The 17,189-nt window shown below is 66.0% G+C and carries 17 protein-coding genes; 9 read left to right on the top strand and 8 right to left on the bottom strand.

Annotation, left to right across the window (positions count from 1 at the left end; all coding sequences use genetic code 11):
- The first annotated feature begins 16 nt into the window (after nucleotides 1–16).
- The 8 genes from ASF54_RS03485 to ASF54_RS03455 all read left to right on the top strand — a co-directional run bounded on the left by ASF54_RS03485 (nucleotide 17) and on the right by ASF54_RS03455 (nucleotide 8,734).
- A complete protein-coding gene (locus ASF54_RS03485) occupies nucleotides 17–565 on the top strand; it encodes a YceD family protein (RefSeq protein WP_235480921.1) in 549 nt (182 codons plus the stop codon).
- A gap of 74 nt (nucleotides 566–639) precedes the next feature.
- Complete coding sequence (rpmF, locus tag ASF54_RS03480; protein ID WP_055958861.1) at nucleotides 640–843, top strand: 50S ribosomal protein L32; 204 nt, start codon at nucleotides 640–642, stop codon at nucleotides 841–843.
- Nucleotides 844–873: 30 nt separating this feature from the next.
- Complete coding sequence (rnc, locus tag ASF54_RS03475) at nucleotides 874–1,599, top strand: ribonuclease III (RefSeq protein WP_055958858.1); 726 nt, start codon at nucleotides 874–876, stop codon at nucleotides 1,597–1,599.
- Nucleotides 1,600–2,562, top strand: a complete 963-nt coding sequence (gene mutM / locus ASF54_RS03470) for a bifunctional DNA-formamidopyrimidine glycosylase/DNA-(apurinic or apyrimidinic site) lyase (protein ID WP_055958854.1) — start codon at nucleotides 1,600–1,602, stop codon at nucleotides 2,560–2,562. It begins immediately after the preceding gene.
- A 257-nt stretch (nucleotides 2,563–2,819) separates the two neighbouring features.
- On the top strand, nucleotides 2,820–2,984 hold the full coding sequence (locus ASF54_RS16270; protein ID WP_157510002.1) for a hypothetical protein: 165 nt from the start codon (nucleotides 2,820–2,822) through the stop codon (nucleotides 2,982–2,984).
- 183 nt (nucleotides 2,985–3,167) lie between these two features.
- Complete coding sequence (locus ASF54_RS03465; RefSeq protein ID WP_055958851.1) at nucleotides 3,168–3,776, top strand: hypothetical protein; 609 nt, start codon at nucleotides 3,168–3,170, stop codon at nucleotides 3,774–3,776.
- A 239-nt stretch (nucleotides 3,777–4,015) separates the two neighbouring features.
- Entirely contained in the window at nucleotides 4,016–7,702 is a 3,687-nt protein-coding gene (gene smc / locus ASF54_RS03460; protein WP_084815914.1) for a chromosome segregation protein SMC, read from the top strand.
- A 9-nt stretch (nucleotides 7,703–7,711) separates the two neighbouring features.
- Entirely contained in the window at nucleotides 7,712–8,734 is a 1,023-nt protein-coding gene (locus ASF54_RS03455) for a PrsW family glutamic-type intramembrane protease (RefSeq protein ID WP_055958848.1), read from the top strand.
- Nucleotides 8,735–8,840: 106 nt separating this feature from the next.
- Here ASF54_RS03455 and ASF54_RS03450 read toward each other — a convergent pair whose 3' ends face one another.
- The 8 genes from ASF54_RS03450 to ASF54_RS03415 form a co-directional block, all read right to left on the bottom strand.
- A complete protein-coding gene (locus ASF54_RS03450) occupies nucleotides 8,841–9,743 on the bottom strand; it encodes a hypothetical protein (protein WP_055958845.1) in 903 nt (300 codons plus the stop codon).
- 4 nt (nucleotides 9,744–9,747) lie between these two features.
- Nucleotides 9,748–10,647: a hypothetical protein gene (locus tag ASF54_RS03445; RefSeq protein WP_055958842.1), complete on the bottom strand. Its 900-nt coding sequence runs from the start codon at nucleotides 10,645–10,647 to the stop codon at nucleotides 9,748–9,750.
- A gap of 1 nt (nucleotide 10,648) precedes the next feature.
- A complete protein-coding gene (locus ASF54_RS03440; RefSeq protein ID WP_157510001.1) occupies nucleotides 10,649–11,146 on the bottom strand; it encodes a hypothetical protein in 498 nt (165 codons plus the stop codon).
- Nucleotides 11,147–11,156: 10 nt separating this feature from the next.
- Entirely contained in the window at nucleotides 11,157–11,510 is a 354-nt protein-coding gene (locus ASF54_RS03435) for a hypothetical protein (RefSeq protein WP_055958836.1), read from the bottom strand.
- Between the two features lie 199 nt (nucleotides 11,511–11,709).
- A complete protein-coding gene (locus tag ASF54_RS03430; RefSeq protein ID WP_055958833.1) occupies nucleotides 11,710–13,611 on the bottom strand; it encodes an alpha/beta hydrolase in 1,902 nt (633 codons plus the stop codon).
- Nucleotides 13,608–13,898 (bottom strand): hypothetical protein, encoded by a 291-nt coding sequence (locus ASF54_RS03425; RefSeq protein ID WP_055958831.1) that lies wholly within the window; start codon nucleotides 13,896–13,898, stop codon nucleotides 13,608–13,610. Before ASF54_RS03425 ends, ASF54_RS03430 begins: the two co-directional genes overlap by 4 nt.
- 156 nt (nucleotides 13,899–14,054) lie before the next feature.
- Nucleotides 14,055–14,684 carry a histidine phosphatase family protein gene (locus ASF54_RS03420; protein WP_233573169.1) on the bottom strand — a complete coding sequence of 210 codons (630 nt, stop codon included), beginning with the start codon at nucleotides 14,682–14,684 and terminating at the stop codon, nucleotides 14,055–14,057.
- A 77-nt stretch (nucleotides 14,685–14,761) separates the two neighbouring features.
- Entirely contained in the window at nucleotides 14,762–15,763 is a 1,002-nt protein-coding gene (locus ASF54_RS03415) for a TerC family protein (RefSeq protein ID WP_055958828.1), read from the bottom strand.
- A 242-nt stretch (nucleotides 15,764–16,005) separates the two neighbouring features.
- Between ASF54_RS03415 and ftsY the strand changes: the two genes are divergently transcribed.
- On the top strand, nucleotides 16,006–16,875 hold the full coding sequence (gene ftsY, locus ASF54_RS03410) for a signal recognition particle-docking protein FtsY (RefSeq protein WP_055958824.1): 870 nt from the start codon (nucleotides 16,006–16,008) through the stop codon (nucleotides 16,873–16,875).
- The last annotated feature ends 314 nt before the right edge of the window (nucleotides 16,876–17,189 follow it).

Raw genomic sequence — 17,189 nt, 5'->3', positions numbered from 1 at the left:
TCCGTACAGCGTCTCCGTGTACGACCTGATGCGCCGCCCAGGCGAGATGCGCGAGAACGAACTCGATGTCGTTGTCCCGTCGAAGCTCGGTGAGGGTGTCATCGCGATTCCCGAGGGCGCACAGCTCACGGTCAATGCCCGTGTCGAGGGTCTGCACGAGGGCATCCTGGTGTCGGCGCACGTCTCCGGTGAGGCCGTCGGCGAATGCAGCCGTTGCCTGAAACCCATCTCCGAGAGTGTCGAAGTCGATTTCGCCGAGCTTTTCGCGTACTCTGACGACGAAGCTTTTGACTACACGGTTCAAGACGATCACGTGGATCTTGAACCCGTGGTCAGAGATGCAGTGGTTTTATCACTGCCCTTCCAACCGGTTTGCCGGCCAGACTGCCCTGGTCTCGACCCCGAAACGGGCGAGCGCATCGAAGATCTGGACGACTACCAGCCCCGTGAAGTGATCGACCCCCGCTGGTCGGCTCTGTCCGAGCTCGTCGGTGATACGACGAGGCCGGCAGACTCGCAAAACGAGGCACCTTCACGCTCCACCGACTCCAAGCCAACCGATTGACGTCTGCCACCTGGCAGACACGGCCGTAGATTTCCTCCGGCTCCCAATCCTTACGAAATAGAGAAGAGACAGTCATGGCCGTTCCCAAGAGGAAGCAGTCGCGCGCTAACACGCACGCACGCCGTTCGCAGTGGAAGGCCACGCCCGCCACTCTCGTCAAGACCATCGAAGGCGGCAAGACCGTCTACAGCCTTCCGCACCGCGCCAAGGTCGTCGAAGACTCCGCCGGCACCGCCCTGTACATGGAGTACAAGGGCCGCAAGGTCGCCGATATCTGAATCTCGCTGCTTTCGCAGTAAGATCACTACATGAGCCAGCCCGTGTCAGAACCCGTTTCTGACCGGGCTGATCTCGTTAAGCTTCTCGACGTCGCGATCACCCCCGACCTGCTCGAGCTCGCATTGACCCACCGCTCGTTCGCGTACGAGAACGGCGGCATCGGCAACAACGAGCGCCTCGAGTTCCTCGGCGATTCGATTCTCGGCCAGGCCGTGACGGTCATGCTGTTCCGCGAGAACCCCGATCTCGACGAGGGCGACCTCGCTAAGCGGCGTGCCAGCCTCGTCTCGACCGTCGCGCTGGCGGAGGTCGCCAAGCACATCGGTCTCGGGCAGTACCTCCGACTCGGGCGCGGCGAAGAGCTGACCGGCGGGCGGGCCAAGCAGTCGATCCTCGCCGACACCGTCGAGGCGATCATCGGCGCGACCTATCTCGATGCCGGTCCGGTCGCCGCGACCGGTCTGGTGATGCGACTCATCGCGCCCCTCCTGGCCGACCCCGAGCGCTTCGGTGCCGCGATGGACCCGAAGACGAGCCTGCAAGAGCTGGCTTCGGCGCAGGGGCGGAGCAATCCCAACTACGTGATCACCGATTCGGGTCCCGATCACGACAAGCGCTTTCACGCGGTCGTCCGCCTCGGCACCGACGAGATCGCCTCCGGCGTCGGCAGCAGCAAGAAGATGGCCGAGATGGCTGCGGCCCTCGAAGCGTGGACGACCCTCAGCACGCCCCCGTCCGCGCCCGACCAGATCTAGGTGCCCGAGCTCCCCGAGGTCGAGGTCGTTCGCGCCGGTCTCCACCCCGCCGTCACCGGCGCAGTCATCGAGCGTGTCGAGGTGCTCGAGCCACGCAGCCTCCGTCGTCACGACGGCCCCGTCGACGACTTCGTCGACCGCCTGGGCGAGGCGACGATTCTCTCCGCGGTCCGTCGGGGCAAGTTCCTCTGGTTCCCGTTTGCGGCAGCCGACGGCGACACGTCGCACGCGCTCGTCGCTCATCTCGGCATGAGCGGCCAGGTGCTTCTGCGCGAACGCCACGCTGACGACGACCGCCTCCTTCGCATCCGCCTCGACCTCGCCCATCCCACGCACGGCGACATCCGCCTGGCCTTCGTCGACCAGCGGATCTTCGGCTCGATGGCCCTCGACACCCTCGAGCCCACTCCTGACGGCGAGCCGGCGGGGTATTCGGGTTCGCGGCTGCTGGGCCACGACGCCGAGCAGGGCGACGAGCCCCAGGATCCTGCGCCCTGGCTTTCATCGATACCGCACCAGGTGGCGCACATCGCCCGCGATCCGCTCGACCCGGCGTTCGATGAGCACGCCTTCTTCGCGCGGATGGCGTCGCGCGGCTCCGGCGTCAAGCGTGCCCTGCTCGACCAGGGGCTCGTGTCGGGCATCGGCAACATCTACGCCGACGAATCGCTGTGGGCGGCTAAGATCCACTTCGATCAGCCGTGCTCGTCGCTCACCCGGGGTCGCGTGAAGCTGCTCCTTGTCGAGATTCGCGCCGTGCTCTACAAGGCCCTGGCAGAGGGCGGCACCAGCTTCGACGCGCAATACGTCAACGTGAACGGGCAGTCCGGCTACTTCGCCCACAGCCTCAACGCCTACGGGCAGCAGGGCAAGCCGTGCCCGCGGTGCGGCACCCCGATCAAGCGGGTGTCGTTCATGAACCGCGGGAGCCACTTCTGCCCGCGGTGTCAGCGGTTGCGCTGAGCTCTGCCGTCCTGTCTCGGCTTTCCTCCGCGGCGTTCACACCCGCCCGATCGGCCTAAACCCGCCCGATCGGCCTGGGCCCCCTGGCGAGGCGTGCTGTTTAGGCCGGTTTTGAGGGTCTGTGCCGGTCTAGCGGGTCTGTCGTCGCGGCTCAGCCCGGACCTGTCCAGGACGGTCCGCGCCTCCACAGGTTGTGTCTTGTCCCCACCGCGCACCAGTCGAGTCGCGCCATTGACCGAGTCCGCAACGCTAGTGCGATGACACGTCCTCTTCCACTCGTCGTCCGCGCCGCCGACCTCGAGGCCGCTGACATCGGATCGCGCGACCTTCGTCGGGCGTCCGAGCGTGGGCTCATGACGCGGGTCGTTCCTGGTTCGTATATCCGCACGTCCACATGGGTCACGCTTTCGGCACGAGATTGATACATCACGCGAGTGCATGCGGTTGCCTCAAGGCTGACGGGCCCCATCGCGATTTCACATTGGTCTGCCGCGGCGATCTGGGGCCTACCCATTCCGGACACGTGGCCGCGCGCCGTTCAGATCACCGATCCACGGAGGCAGTCGAGTACGACACGATCGAGCTTGCATCGTCGGCCTGGCACCGTGACTCACGGCGATGTGATCGCGTGGGAGGGGTCGTGGATCACGACGGCGTCCCGCACCGCAGCCGACATCGCTCTTACCTCGCCCTTTGACGAAGCCGTCGTGGTGTTCGATCAGGGGCTGCGACTGGAGCTGTTCACGAAGGAGCAGGTCGCGACCCATCTGGCGCGGCGGCCCAATGCGAGGAGATCTCGAAGCGCTCTTGCAGCTCTGGAGTTCGCGACGGCGGCGGCGCAGTGGCCCGGTGAGAGCTTCAGCCGAGTGGGCATGGCTACCCGAGGAATCGCGACGCCGGTCTTGCAGAAGCCCTATTTCGATGCGCGCGGCAAAATCGGCGACGCCGATTTCTCCTGGGAGCAAGCTCGCCGAATCGGAGAATTCGACGGCCAGTGGAAGTACACAGACCCGCGATTCATGCTCGGACGGACGGCGGCGGAGGTGATCCGCGATGAGAAACGTCGGCATGCGCGCCTCGAGGCTCATCCCGACATCGATGTCGTGGTGCGCTGGGACTACGCGGTGGCCCGAGACCCCGACGAGCTCGCGAGGCGTCTGCTCGCCGCCGGTGTTCCTCGCGCGGATCGACATGCGCCGCGCAGACCCGCTTAGCCGGCGCAGACCCGCTCAGCCGGCGCAGACCCGCCCGGACGGCCTACACACCCCGGCTAGGCGTGCCGCGAACGCCGCCCGTGCGGGTGCAGGCCGACTGAGCGGGTCGAGGGAAGCGTGATCGGCCAACTCCGGAGCAGCAGGGGCGAGCCGCCGGGCCAGGCCTCGACACGCCGCTAACCTAGGGGCATCGCGCGGCGCAGGGCCGCGCCCCAGCGAACGACCCGAAGGGCGGCGGCGTGTACCTCAAGAGCCTCACGCTCAAGGGCTTCAAGTCGTTCGCCCAGACCACGACCTTCGCCTTCGAGCCCGGCGTCACCTGCGTCGTCGGCCCCAACGGCTCCGGCAAGAGCAACGTCGTCGACGCGCTCGCGTGGGTGATGGGGGAGCAGGGCGTCAAGACGCTCCGCGGCGGCAAGATGGAAGACGTCATCTTCGCCGGCACGTCGACTCGTGGCCCCCTGGGTCGTGCACAGGTCGTGCTCACGATCGACAACTCCGACGGCGCCCTGCCGATCGACTACACCGAGGTGACGATCAGCCGCACGCTCTTTCGCAACGGTGGCAGCGAGTACGCGATCAACGGCGACAACTGCCGCCTCCTCGACGTCCAGGAGCTGCTGAGCGACTCGGGGCTTGGCCGCGAGATGCACGTGATCGTCGGGCAGGGTCAGCTCGACGCCGTTCTGCGCGCCACGCCGGAGGAACGCCGCGGCTTCATCGAAGAGGCGGCCGGCATCTTGAAGCACCGCCGCCGCAAAGAGAAGACCCTGCGCAAGCTCGACGCGATGCAGACGAACCTCACCAGGCTGTCCGATCTCGCCGGCGAGATCCGCCGCCAGCTGAAGCCGCTGGGGCGTCAAGCCGAGATCGCGCGGGAGGCGCAGGGCATCGCCAGCATCGTCCGCGATGCCCGGGCGCGCTTGCTGGCCGATGAGGTCGTCGGGCTCCGCACTGTTCTGACGGCGCAGGCCGCTAGCGAGAACGAGCGCAAGAGCGAGCGCATCGTGCTGCAAGAGAAGCTCGACCAGAACAAGATCCGAGAGCAACGGCTCGAGCAGGCCATGGTCGGCGACGCCGTTGACGACGCCCGCCGAGTCGCCTTCGGGCTCGAGTCCGTCCAGGAGCGTCTCCGCAGCCTCGCCAGCCTGGCCAACCAGAAGCTGACCCTGCTGGCGCAGCAGGCCGACACGCCGGGTGTGGCGACCACCGTGTCGTCGGGGATGGTGGCCGACGCCCGCGATGAGGCCGAACGCTTGCAGGAGGGCGTCGCCGAGGCCGAGGTCGCCGTGGCGCTGGCCGCCGGTGAGCTGGCCACGTCGCGGGCTTCGCTCGACTCCCTCGACGACGAGATCGCCGCTCAGAGCGCCCTGGTCTCCGAGCATGATCTGGGGGTGGCGCGTCTCTCAAGCGCCGTCGAGGTCGCCCGGTCGAAGCTCGCCGCGGTCAAGGGCGAGCAGCTCCGTCAGGCGAATGCGCTGGAGGCCTCGGAGGCCCGACGCGAGAAGAGCCGCGCCGAGTTCGCCGCGCTCGAAGAGGAGTTCGCCGATGTCGACACGGCAGAAGTCGACCCAGCAGATGCCGACACGGCAGCAGCGGGCGAAAGCGCAGGATCCGACACCACACGACCCGAGACCGATCACGCGGCGATCTCGGCAGCCGCCGACGAGAGCGCCCAGTCCGCTCAGCAGGAGGTCGACGGGTTGCGCGACACTCTGCACCGCGCCGAGCGCGAGCGCGACGCCCTGGCTGCCCGCACGAGCGCCCTGTCGCTGGCCCTCGACCAGAAAGACGCCTCCAGCGCGCTCGTCAAGGCCGACCGACCGGGCGTTCGCGGGCTGGTGGCCGAGCACGTGCAGATTCAGCCGGGCTTCGAGGTCGCCATCGCCGCGGCGCTCGGATCGGTGGCCGACGCCGTCCTCGCCGACGACCTCGATGCGGCCGTAGGGGCCGTCCAGCACGTGACGGCCGAGGAGTTGGGGCGGGTCGAGATCGTCGTCGCCGCCCCGGGGCGCGGAGTCGGTGCCACCGCGGTGCCCCTGCCCGCCGGGGTCGTCTCGGCGACGAGTGTCGTGACGGCGCCGGACGGGATCCTCGGCGTCCTGTCGTCGACCGTGATCGCCGACGACCTCGATGCAGCTCGCTCGGCCTCGACGGCGTTGGCCGACCAGGCCGTGGCGTTCACGGTCATCACCAGGTCGGGGGAGGTGCTCACCGACTACGTCGTCCGCGGTGGTTCGGCCGGGGGGCGGTCTCGTCTCGAACTCGTCTCCGAGCGTGACACCGCGGCTGAGGCTCTGACGGCCGTCAGCCTCGAGATCGAACGCGTCGGGCCGCTGCTCGAGGCTGCGCGCGTGCGACTCGCCGAGGCGCGAACCGCCGCCAAGCAGGCGCAGGTCGCTGCGCGCGAGCACGAATCGCGCGTCGCCGCTCACGGCCAACGCGCCGGGCGCCTCCGGGCCCAGGTCGAGGCCGCCGAGGCTGAGGCGGAGCGCTTGTCGGCCTCGCTGGCTGCATCGGCCGAGACGGTGCACCAGGCCGAGCGGGCAGTCGTCGCCGCCGTGACCGCGCTCGACGAGTACAGCTCGACGCCTAGGCCGATCCTCGATGTCTCGGCGCGCGACGGAATGCTCGCTGAGGTCGAGAACGCACGCGGCGTCGAGATCGAGAAGCGCATCCAGCTCGAGACGATCCGCGAGCGGGTGCGGGCCGAAGTGGCCCGGGCGAAAGATCTGCAGCGGCAGCTCGACGAGCAGCGCGCCGCCGCCGAGGAGCACGCCCGGCAGACGGTCGTCCGTCAGCGTCAGATGGCTGCCACCACGAGCGTGCTCGACGCGCTTCCCGCCGTGCTCGACGCGGTCGATCGCTCCGTCGCCGAGGCTCGCGCTAGCCTCGCGGCGCGTGAGGCGGCTCGGTCCGAGCAGAACTCCGAGCTCGCGGCCCTCCGTCGCGACGAGCGCGAGCTGCGGGAGCGCCTCCACACCGTCACCGAGGGTGTGCACGGACTCGAGATGGAGATCTACGAGAAGAAGCTGCACCTCTCGAGCCTCCTGGAACGCGCAGGATCCGAGCTGGGTCTCGTCGAATCGGTGCTTGTCGACGAATACGGGCCCGACGTGGCGGTGCCCGGCGCCACCGAAGACGACGAGCCCGTGCCTTTCGATCGTGACGCTCAGAAGAAGCGGCTCGCCGCGGCCGAGCGGACCCTCGCTCAACTGGGCCGCGTCAACCCGCTGGCGCTGGAGGAGTTCGCTGCGCTCGAACAGCGCCACAAGTTCCTCACCGACCAGCTCACCGACCTCACGTCGACGCGCAAAGACCTGCTCACGATCATCGACGAGATCGACGAGAAGATGCAGGTCATCTTCAAGAGCGCCTTCGACGACACGCACGACGCCTTCAACCGGGTGTTCCCGATCCTGTTCCCGGGTGGCAGCGGCTCGATTCATCTGACCGACCCCGAGAACCTCCTCGAGACGGGCATCGAGGTCACGGTCAAACCCGCCGGCAAGAAGATCGAGCGGCTGTCGCTGCTGTCGGGCGGCGAACGCTCTCTGGCCGCCGTTGCGCTGCTGATCGCGATCTTCAAGGCCCGGCCGTCGCCGTTCTACATCATGGACGAGGTCGAAGCCGCGCTCGACGACGCCAACCTCGGGCGGCTGCTGACGATCTTCCGCGACCTGCGCGAATCGTCACAGCTCATCGTCATCACGCACCAGAAGCGCACCATGGAGATCGCCGACGCTCTCTACGGCGTCTCGATGCGACAGGACGGCGTCTCCGCGGTCGTCGGGCAGCGCGTCGTATCACCCGACGAGAAGCAGCAGGTGGCTGCGGCAGCAGCCGTCGATGCCGGCGGCTCGGCCGACTCTGTCAGCGGGCCGGGCCCCGAACGGGGACAGGATCCTGCGCCCACCGCCGACTAGCCTCGAGTGATGCGCACCAACTGGCCACCGCCGATCTGGATCGTCGGCGAGAAGCCCGTCGATCGCTGGATCGGCCGCTTCGGCGGACTCTGGATCGCCGCCGTCGGCGCTGTCTTCTTCGTCTTCTTGATCCTGGTCGGCGGCCTGCTGCTCGACAACGGCGCCGCCGTCACGGTCGGTCTTCTCGTGGGAGCCGTCACCGTCGCCGCGTCGTTCGTCTACACCATGGCCTACCGACTCGTGCCTCGCGACACGATGAGCCTGTCGCGCCTGTTGCTCGCCTTCGGCCTCGGCGGCCTGATCGCGGTCGCGCTGGGCTCCACCCTCGACAGCTCCGTGCTGAAGCTCACCGGTGGGGGATCGGCCCCGACCTTGACGGTGCTCGCCCTGGCCGGCATCACCGAAGAGCTCGCGAAGATCATCGCGGTCGTCGCCGTCTCGTACAAGCTCCGAGATAAGAGCATGCGCAACGGGCTGTTTCTCGGCGGCGCGGTCGGTCTCGGCTTCGCCGCGCTCGAAGACCTGGCGTACGCCGTCAACTTCTACCAGCACCCGCCCGAGCAGCTCCATTTGACGCCGATCCTGTCGGCCCTCGTGCTCGTGCCGGTGCGTGGCCTTCTGACGCCGCTGCTGCATCCGCTCTACACGGCCTTGCTCGGCGCGGCCTTGTTCGCAGCGTCGAAAAACGGCCGGTTCCGCGTTCGTCCGCTTGTTATCGCCGCGTACCTCGCCGTCAGCTTCGCCCACGGCCTTTGGGATTTCTCGGCCGGAATCCTCCAGGTCGTCCCCCCGCGCCTCCAGCTCGTGCTGGCCCCGCTCGTCGTGCTCGTGATCTACCCGGGCATCATCGTCGGCTCCGGGCTCCTCTGGATCAAGGTCGCCCGCCGCGCCCGGCACGCATTCCACTCGCGGGTGCTGTGGTGGCTGGCGGCGCCCCCGGGTGGTGGCCCTTCTTCGCTGCCGCAGGATCCTGCGTTCCCGCCCCCGGCCGTGCCGTCGTGGGCGCCGCCCGCCCCGCACACTCGCGCCTGACGCCGCTCCGCGCCGACGCACCCCCGCCTGGCCATTTTCGGGGTGGCATCTCAGGGTTATTTGGCCATTCGGGGGTGCCTCACCGGCAGACGGAATGAGGGCGCTGCTACCCCTCCGCCTTCACGCACGGGCTCTGCGTAATGAGCGAAGTGACGCCGGTCGACGCGAAGAAGTTAAGAGTCGAGCCGTCAGGAACCGATGCGGTGATCTCCATGTCGTCACTCGTGTCGGCTACAGACTCGACGGTGTAGCCGAGATCCTGCCAATGGCGAGTCATCTCGTCGACCGTCTTCGCGGGGTCGTCCGATGCCGGTCCGAAAAGGCCGAGGTCGTACTGCTCGGCCGATGAATCCGAGAGGCATTCCTGAGGCTTGTCTTTGCGGGCTTCACCAACAGAGAACGGCGTCGTCTTGTCTCCGAATGTCCACTGGCCGCCGGATACCGCGATCGCATCGGTCACGTGATCGAGGAAGACCTCGTGCGGCTGGGCGGGTCTGGCGTCACCGGCGAAGCAGAGGCTCTGTGAGTCGATGCTGCTCCGCCTCGTCGAGACGCTGTACACGAGGGTGCCGCCGTCCGGCAGGTCTGCTGCAATCTCGGTGTTATCGGAGATGCTTGGGTTTGGTGGAGCGACTGTCCGCACACTGTAACCGCGTTGTTTCCAATCGGCCGTGACGAGGTCGACCGAGTGTCCGACGTCGGTGCGACCTGGGCCGACTGTATTGATCTGGTACTGCAACTCATCGCTCGACGAACTCAGGCAGGGCTCTGGCGTGTAAGTCTCGGCTATTTCGTGAGAGAAGGCCGTCTTGCCGTCTTCGAAAAGCCAGGATCCACCGGCCACCCCCATTGTCTCCCCCAAGTGCGTCAGGTAGGCCTGCTTCGACTCCGCCACGGTCGCCCGACTGTCCGGTGTGCTGCGGAACACAGCCACGGCTGTTACCAGGATCGCGACGGCCGCGACAGTGCTGACGGTGACGACAAGGATCCGACGCCCGTTCCGTTCCACTCTGTTACCCGACCGATCTCGTGCAGGCGCTCTGAAACAGAAGCGAGCTGAGTTCGGGCGAGACCGCAAAATCGAGAAGCGACCCGTCGGGGGTGTCGGCTCTGATCTCTATGCCGTCGGAATTGTCGACGACCGTGGTGACGTTGAACCCCCGCTTGCTCCACTGGGACGCCATGGCGTCAGAGGCCGCGCGCGGATCGGCGGGGGCGTCACCGTAAAGTACGAGGTCGTACTGCTCCATCCGGCTGTCCGAGAGGCACTCGGCGGCGGAGTGCGTTCGAGCCCGCGCCACGGAAAACGGCGTCTTCTTGTTCTCGAAAGTCCACGAGCCGCCGGCCGTCGAGACCGACTTGGAGACGTTTTCGAGAAATTCCTCCTGCAGTGCGTTGGTCGTGCTCGTGGGAGCAGCCTCAACGCATGGGCCCTGCACGGTGATCGATGTGGTGCCCGTCGACGCGAAATAGCCGATCTCGGAACCACCGGGAACGGCGGCTGCGATCTCGATGGCGTCATCCGTATCGACAACGGTCCTTACTGAGTAGTCGAGGGCTTGCCAATGGCGGGTCATGCTTTTGATTGTCTCTGAAGGAGTATTTGTGGCTGGTCCGTAGAGGGTGAGCGAGTACTGCTCGGCAGAGGAATCCGAGAGACATTCCTCCGGCTTATCTTTGCGAGCCTCGCGAAGTGAAAACGGTGTCTTCTTGTCGTCGAAGGTCCATTCGCCGCCGGCCGCCGCCATGGTGTCGGTAGCGAGGTGGATGAAGGACTCATGTGGTGACGCGGATGCCGTGACGCGGGGAGTGTTGGTCGGCCGAAAGAGAATGCCAATAACAACCCCGGTGGCAATGAGCGTGAGAACGCCGCCGAGTACCAGCAGGACGCGTGTTCGCTTGGTGAGCACCACGTCAGTTCGCGGACTTGACGCAAGGGCCTTCTGCCGTGACGGCTATCGGGTCTGTCGAAGCGTAGTAGCTGATGTAAGAACCCCCGGGAACAGTCGCCGTAATTTCGGTGTCGTCACTCGTTTCGGTCACGACCCTGACCTTGTAACCGAGTCCTTGCCAATGTTGCGTCATAGTCTCAACAGCCCTCGCGGGGTGACTTGTTGCTGGGCCAAAAAGGGTAAGCGTGTACTGCTCCGTAGTGGGGTCCGGAAGGCACTCCTGGCGCTCATCCTTGAAGGCCTCAGACATAGAGAACGGCGTCTTCTTATCTTCAAATGTCCACTCGCCGCCCGGCACCGCGGTTGTGTCAGTTGCGAGGCGACGGAAGGATTCGTGGGGAGACACGGAGGGCTTGTCACGGGAGGTGTCTCTTGCTCCAAGGAGAACCACGAGCGTCACCCCGGCTGCAACGACACAGAGCATGCCGCCCACCGTCGGCAAGCCGAGCATCCGCGTCAAGAGCACGATTTCACCTCGCCGACGTGACGCAGGGCCCCTGTGCGGTGATGGACGTGACGCCAGTGGACGCAAAGTATCCGATCTGCGAGCCGCCGGGAACGGTGGCGGCGATCTCGATGTCGTCGCTTGTCGCGACAACTCTCCTGACTGAGTAACCGAGTCCCTGCCAATGCAGAGTCATCTGTTTCGTGGCCTCGGTGGGGTCGACCTTGGCCGGGCCGTACAAAGTCAACGAGTACTGCTCGGTCGAGGAATCCGAAAGGCATTCCTCGCGCTTGTGCGTGAGAGCCCGGCGGACCGAGAAGGGAGTCTTTTCGTCGGCGAACGTCCAGTCGCCACCGGATACAGAGATTGCATCGGTCACGAGTCCGAGAAAGGCCTCATGGGCCGTTTGGGTCGTCGTCGGGGACGGAGAAGGAGCCGGGGATGATCGGTTCACAAGAATTGCTCCAGTGATGAGGACGGCAACGATAAAGAGCCCGACAGTCGCAAGGGCCCAGGTTCGGAATCGACGGCGCGTGGCAAGTCGGCGTGGTTGCAGGGTCACAGGTGTCTTTTTACCTTCATGGTTGGGGCATCACTGACTGTGGTGGCGCGATGGGAGATAACTCTCCCGTACCGGTGGTCGTGACGGCCATGTTCCAGAGGGACTGGGTGTAGTAGTCATAGTATCCATGTCCCTTGGAGGCAGAAATAAAGGGCGGTCCTCCCGTGCCTAGGGCGTCGTGGCCACCAGTGCCCAAGAGATCACCGTTTCCGTCTGAGCTGTAACGAATTGCGCCAAAGTTCGAGTCCGGATTGACTCGATGGTTCTGCGGAATAGTTTGCAATTCACGGGTCTCGCCATAATTCATGCCGCTCGGGTCGCTACTCACCCCGCTGAGAAGCAGACCAAGGAAGTGCGGGTCTGTGTTCCTACCGATGCTCGCGATGAAATCGGCGGAAGCTTGCGTGGCGTACACGTTCTGATGCCCTTCACTCGATTTAACGTGAAGGTCATTTGCGCTTGAGACGACGGACGAATCGATACCCGCCGAGGCGGTGAACGTCACTGAATCTACGTTGTATTGGGTCTCGGTAAGTGCGTAGGACGACACCGTGGTGCCATACGAGTGTGCGGCGACGGCGATTCGGGGCAGACCCGATTGGCCTAGTGCTCGGGTCGTATGAAGCGCGTCGAGCTCTGAAGCCAACCGACCGGCGCCTTTCTCAGCAAGAGAGTTGGAGAGCACACTGTCACTTCCGCCAAAGTCTCGTTTCGTCGAGTCGAGCGTGGGGGTCTCGTAACCAATCCACGACACAACTGCATGTGTCGCCGTTCTGTCTACCGCTTTCTGCTGGTCCAGGAGATTCCGCCCCGCTACCGTCCAGCCGTTCAGGTTCTCCGACGCTGAATTGTCCATGCCGGGCACCGACCACGTGACTTTATCCGCCGTGTCGACATCGCCGATCGCAACAGCGCCGAATGGCGGGTTAGAGCCGAGGTTGAGGTCTACGAGACCACGCGGGGGGCCGTCCTGGCCACTGCCCAACGCCTTTTTCGCCTGCTCCACCGTCCCGCGCTGCGCCTTGGTGAGGTCGCTCCGTGCCGCCGCCTGATCAAGCTGGTTCTGGTTGGCGACGATCCGGTCGGCGTAGGGCACGCCACCGAGGTTGCCGATCACCGACGGCGCCCCGGCGAGGAGGGCAGCGCGCTGATCGTCAGAGAGGGCCGCCCACCAGCTCGACGCGGTCGAGGGCTCGGGCGGATTCGTCCAGAAGTCCTGAGCGATCGCGGGTTCGGCGGCCATCAGGTCGGCCAGGTCAGTGGCCGAGAGGGCGCTGAGCGTCGTCAGGAGGGTCGTCGGCGTCATACCCGCAAGCGACTCCTCGGTCAGCCCGGCTGGCAACACTGGCGTTCCGGCCGCGGTGACTTCGACGTAGGCTTCGCGGATACTCGCGACGAGGGCGTCGTCGGCTGCCTGACGCTCTGCCGCAAGCGCTTTCATGGCGCTGAGATAGGACGACTGCGCCTGTTCGAGGGCGAGCTGTTCCGGGGCGATCGAGGGAGACGGGCCGGGAGAGGGAGACGGCAGGCCGGATCCTTGAGGGGACGCCACCGCCTGCGACACGCTCGTCGCCTGTTCGGCTCTCGTAGCGTCCGCCTTGGCGTCGGCCAGAAGGCCTTTCTGTCGGTCGGCACGCGTTTTGATGCCGGTGACGGTTTCGACGTAGCTGCCCAGAGCCTTCTGCTCGTTCGACGCCCAGGTCTGCAGCGTCGCCCACGCGACGGTGGTCTGAGCGGCCTTGTTCGCCCACCCATCGTGGCCGGTGCCCGTCCACGCCCCGGCGACGACGGCCTCCTGCTGCCCCACGAGCGCCTGCATCTCGCCGGCGTGCTGCGCCTGCAGCGCGAGTTTCTGGGCCCGGTCGCCTAGCGTCGACAGGTCGCCGGCACCGGGATCGTCGTCGGTCCAGTCGCTCATCGCGAGCCCCCGCCCGCATCGGATGACGCCGCCGCAACACCCTCTTCGGTCGTGCGGTACGTCTCGACGGCCTTGGTCGCGCTTGTGGCAAGGGCCATCGTGGCGGCGTTCGTCGTGCGCCAGAGGGCATGGAACTTGTCGCCGTCGGTGTCGAGAACGCCGGTGACCCGCGAACTGCCCACATCCCACGCCTCGGTCACGAACCCACTCGGCCCGGAGTCGGCGCCGGCACTCAGGCTCGACGCGGCGCCCTGCACCACATCAGGATCGACGCGGTAGTCAGCCATAGATCCCCCGATCTCGTGTCGCTCACCACGTTACCCAACACGGGGCGCAGGATCCGGCCCCCGACGTAGGCACTTAGACCTACGATTTCGGGGCTTCCACTGCCTGCCAGGCCTCCCGCTGCCTCAGCGTCGCTCCGCCTCAGGCGTCGCTCGACCTCACGCGTCGCTGCGCACGATCTCGTCGACGGGGGCGCCGTTGACCGTCAGAACGCGCCATTCGCCGTTCGCCCACTCGACCGTGTTCGCCGCCGCGTTGTCGATGTGGCCGACCTCGAAGCCGAGGATCGCCGACAGGGTGAACCGGATGATCGTGCCGTGGCACACCACGACGATGTTGCTGTCGTCGCCGTCGAGCGGAAGGCGCGTGTCGCGGATGTCTTCGAGCGCGCCGATGCCGCGCCGCGCAACTGACTCGCGAGGCTCGATGTCAGGAAAGTCTTCGTCCGGCTCGTCGGGGATCTTCGACGTCGCCACGGTGCCCTCACGCGAGGCGTAGTCGCGTTCGATCAGCTCCGGGTAGGCCGCGCCCAGCTCGATACCGAGCTCACCGGCGATGATCTCAGCTGTCTCGCGAGCCCGGGAGAGGGGAGACGACACGATCGCCGCCCAGTCGTAGGGAGCAAGGAGCGCGGCGGCGGTGTGAGCCTGGGCCCGCCCCGTGTCGTTCAGGGGAGTGTTGCTCGACCCCTGCAGCTGGTCGTGGAGGTTCCAGTCGGTCTGTCCGTGTCGGATCAGTTCGAGGCGCATGCGATCGGTCTTCTTCTCGTGGTCGTTCGTGTCGGGCAAGGCCCGCAACACGAAAGATCCGAGGGCCGTGGGGCCCTCGGATCCGTCGGTGGATTTCGGCTACCGAGGCCGGGAAACTAGTGCTTCGCTGCGACCTCGTCGGCTCGCTCGATCTGGGCCGACTTGCGAAGGCTGAGGATCGTCGAGACCGCGATCGTGAGCACGATGAACCCGAGAGAGAACCAGATGGGGATCTCGGGGATCCATTCGATCGGACGACCGCCATTGATAAAGGGTACTTCGTTCACGTGCAGGGCGTGGAACAGGAGCTTCACACCGATGAACGCGAGGATCACGGCGAGGCCCTGCGCAAGGTAGACGAGCTTCTCGAGCAGGCCCGAAATCAAGAAGTACAGCTGACGCAGTCCGAGGAGCGAGAACGCGTTCGCGGTGAACACGATGTAGGGGTCTTGGGTCAGGCCGAAGATCGCCGGGATCGAGTCGAGCGCGAACAGCACGTCGGTCAGACCGATGGCCAGCATCACCAGGAAGAGCGGGGTGAACAGGCGACGGCCGTTGACACGGGTGGTCAGGCGGTCTTCGACGTAGTCGTCACTGGTGGGGACGATGCGGCGAAGGATCCGAATGAGGCGGCTATCGGCCTCGTCCTTCTCGTCGCCGTCGTGTCCGCCCTTGACCTGGCTGTACGCCAGCCAGAACAGCAGGATGCCGAACAGGTAGAAGACCCAGGAGAAGTTCTCGATGATCGTGACACCGAGAGCGATGAACACACCACGCGACAGAAGCGCGATTCCGATACCGACGAGCAGCACTTTCTGCTGGTAGATCCGCGGCACGGCGAAGCTGGTCATGATGATGAGGAAGACGAAGAGGTTGTCGACGCTCAACGCCTTCTCGGTGATGTACCCGGCGAAATACTCGCCGCCGGAGGTCCAGCCACCGAAGACACCGACGCCGACACCGAACAGGATGGCGATCGCGATATAGACGATCGACCAGGTGGCCGACTCGCGGATGGTCGGTTCGTGCGGTGTCTTGACGTGGCTATAGAAGTCGAAGATCAGAAGGCCGAGGATGCCGGCGATCGTGATCAGCCAGACGAGAAGAGAGGTTTCCATTGGACTCTTTCAGTGCAGGGCCCTGCACGCCGTTCTACGGGTCGTTCAGGCAGGGCGATTCACTGAAGGTCTCTAACACCCTGACCAGGACTGTAAGGACCTGGAATAGGGCCGACGGTACGGAACCAGATCTTCCTGGAACGTATTGACGACACCGCCGCGTTGGGAATACTCCCCTTCAACGAAGACCACGCTACGTGACGACGATTACCGAGGCAAGCCTCCCGGCTAAAGTTGCAGGCATGGCAAATCCCTGGTCCCTCTCCGGTGCCCTCCGAGGCGTTTTCGCCCGCAAGACGATCGACGACACGACCTGGGACGACCTCGAGACCTCCCTCATCGGTGCCGACTTCGGGCCCGACGTCACCGAGCAGATCACCGAGGACCTGCGCGAGAAGGTCGCGCGCTACAACACGACCGACCCGGCCGATCTCCGCCGCATGCTCCGCGAGACCCTCGAAGAGCGCCTCTCTAAGCTCGACTCCACCCTCAAGCTCACGAATCGCCCGGCCGTCGTACTCGTCGTCGGCGTCAATGGAGTCGGCAAGACCACGACCATCGGCAAGTTCGCCAAGTTCCTCCGCAACTACGACCGCACAGTCGTGGTGGGCGCGGCTGACACCTTCCGAGCGGCAGCGGTCGAGCAGCTGGCGACCTGGGCAGAACGCGCAGGGGTGCAGATCGTCAAGCCCCAGGCACAGGGGCAGGATCCTGCGTCCGTCGCCTTTCAGACCGTTGACCTCGCCAAGCGCGAAGGCATCGAGATCGTCATCATCGACACCGCCGGTCGCCTCCAGACCAAGTCCGGGCTCATGGACGAGCTCGGCAAGATCAAGCGCGTCGTCGAGAAGCAGTCCGAGATCGCCGAGGTGCTCCTGGTGCTCGACGCGACCACCGGGCAGAACGGCCTCGCGCAGGCGCAGGCATTCATCGAGCACGCGGGAGTCACCGGCCTCGTGCTCACCAAACTCGACGGATCAGCGCGAGGCGGGTTCGTGCTCGCCGTGCAGGAGCAGACCGGAATCCCGATCAAGCTCGTCGGGCAGGGGGAGAAGATCGGCGACTTGACGGGTTTCACCCCGCACGTGTTCGTGCAGAACCTTATTGGTTGATCGGGGTCGGCGGCGCCGGGCCTTCGACAGGCTCCGGCCGTCCGGCGCTGCCGGCCCCGATCAACGCCATCGCGCCGAGCTGACTCCGTCGTGCGGGCGGTGCGACTCACGCCCGCGGCGCCGGGCCTTCGACAAGCTCCGGCCGTCCGGCGCTGCGGCCGCCGATCAACGCCATGGCGCCGAGCTGACTCCGTCGGGCGGGCGGTGCGACTCACGCCAGCGGCGCCGGGCCTTCGACAGGCTCCGGCCGTCCGGCGCTGCAAGCTGGTTCGGGCCCGCCTCCGAATTCGAAGGAGAAACCCTCCCGGTCCGAC

Origin of the sequence: Frondihabitans sp. Leaf304, from assembly GCF_001423105.1 — a bacterium.
Classification (GTDB): Bacteria; Actinomycetota; Actinomycetes; order Actinomycetales; family Microbacteriaceae; genus Frondihabitans.
The sequence above is the reverse complement of the archived record's forward strand: the minus strand, read 5'-3'. Positions and strand labels throughout refer to the sequence as shown.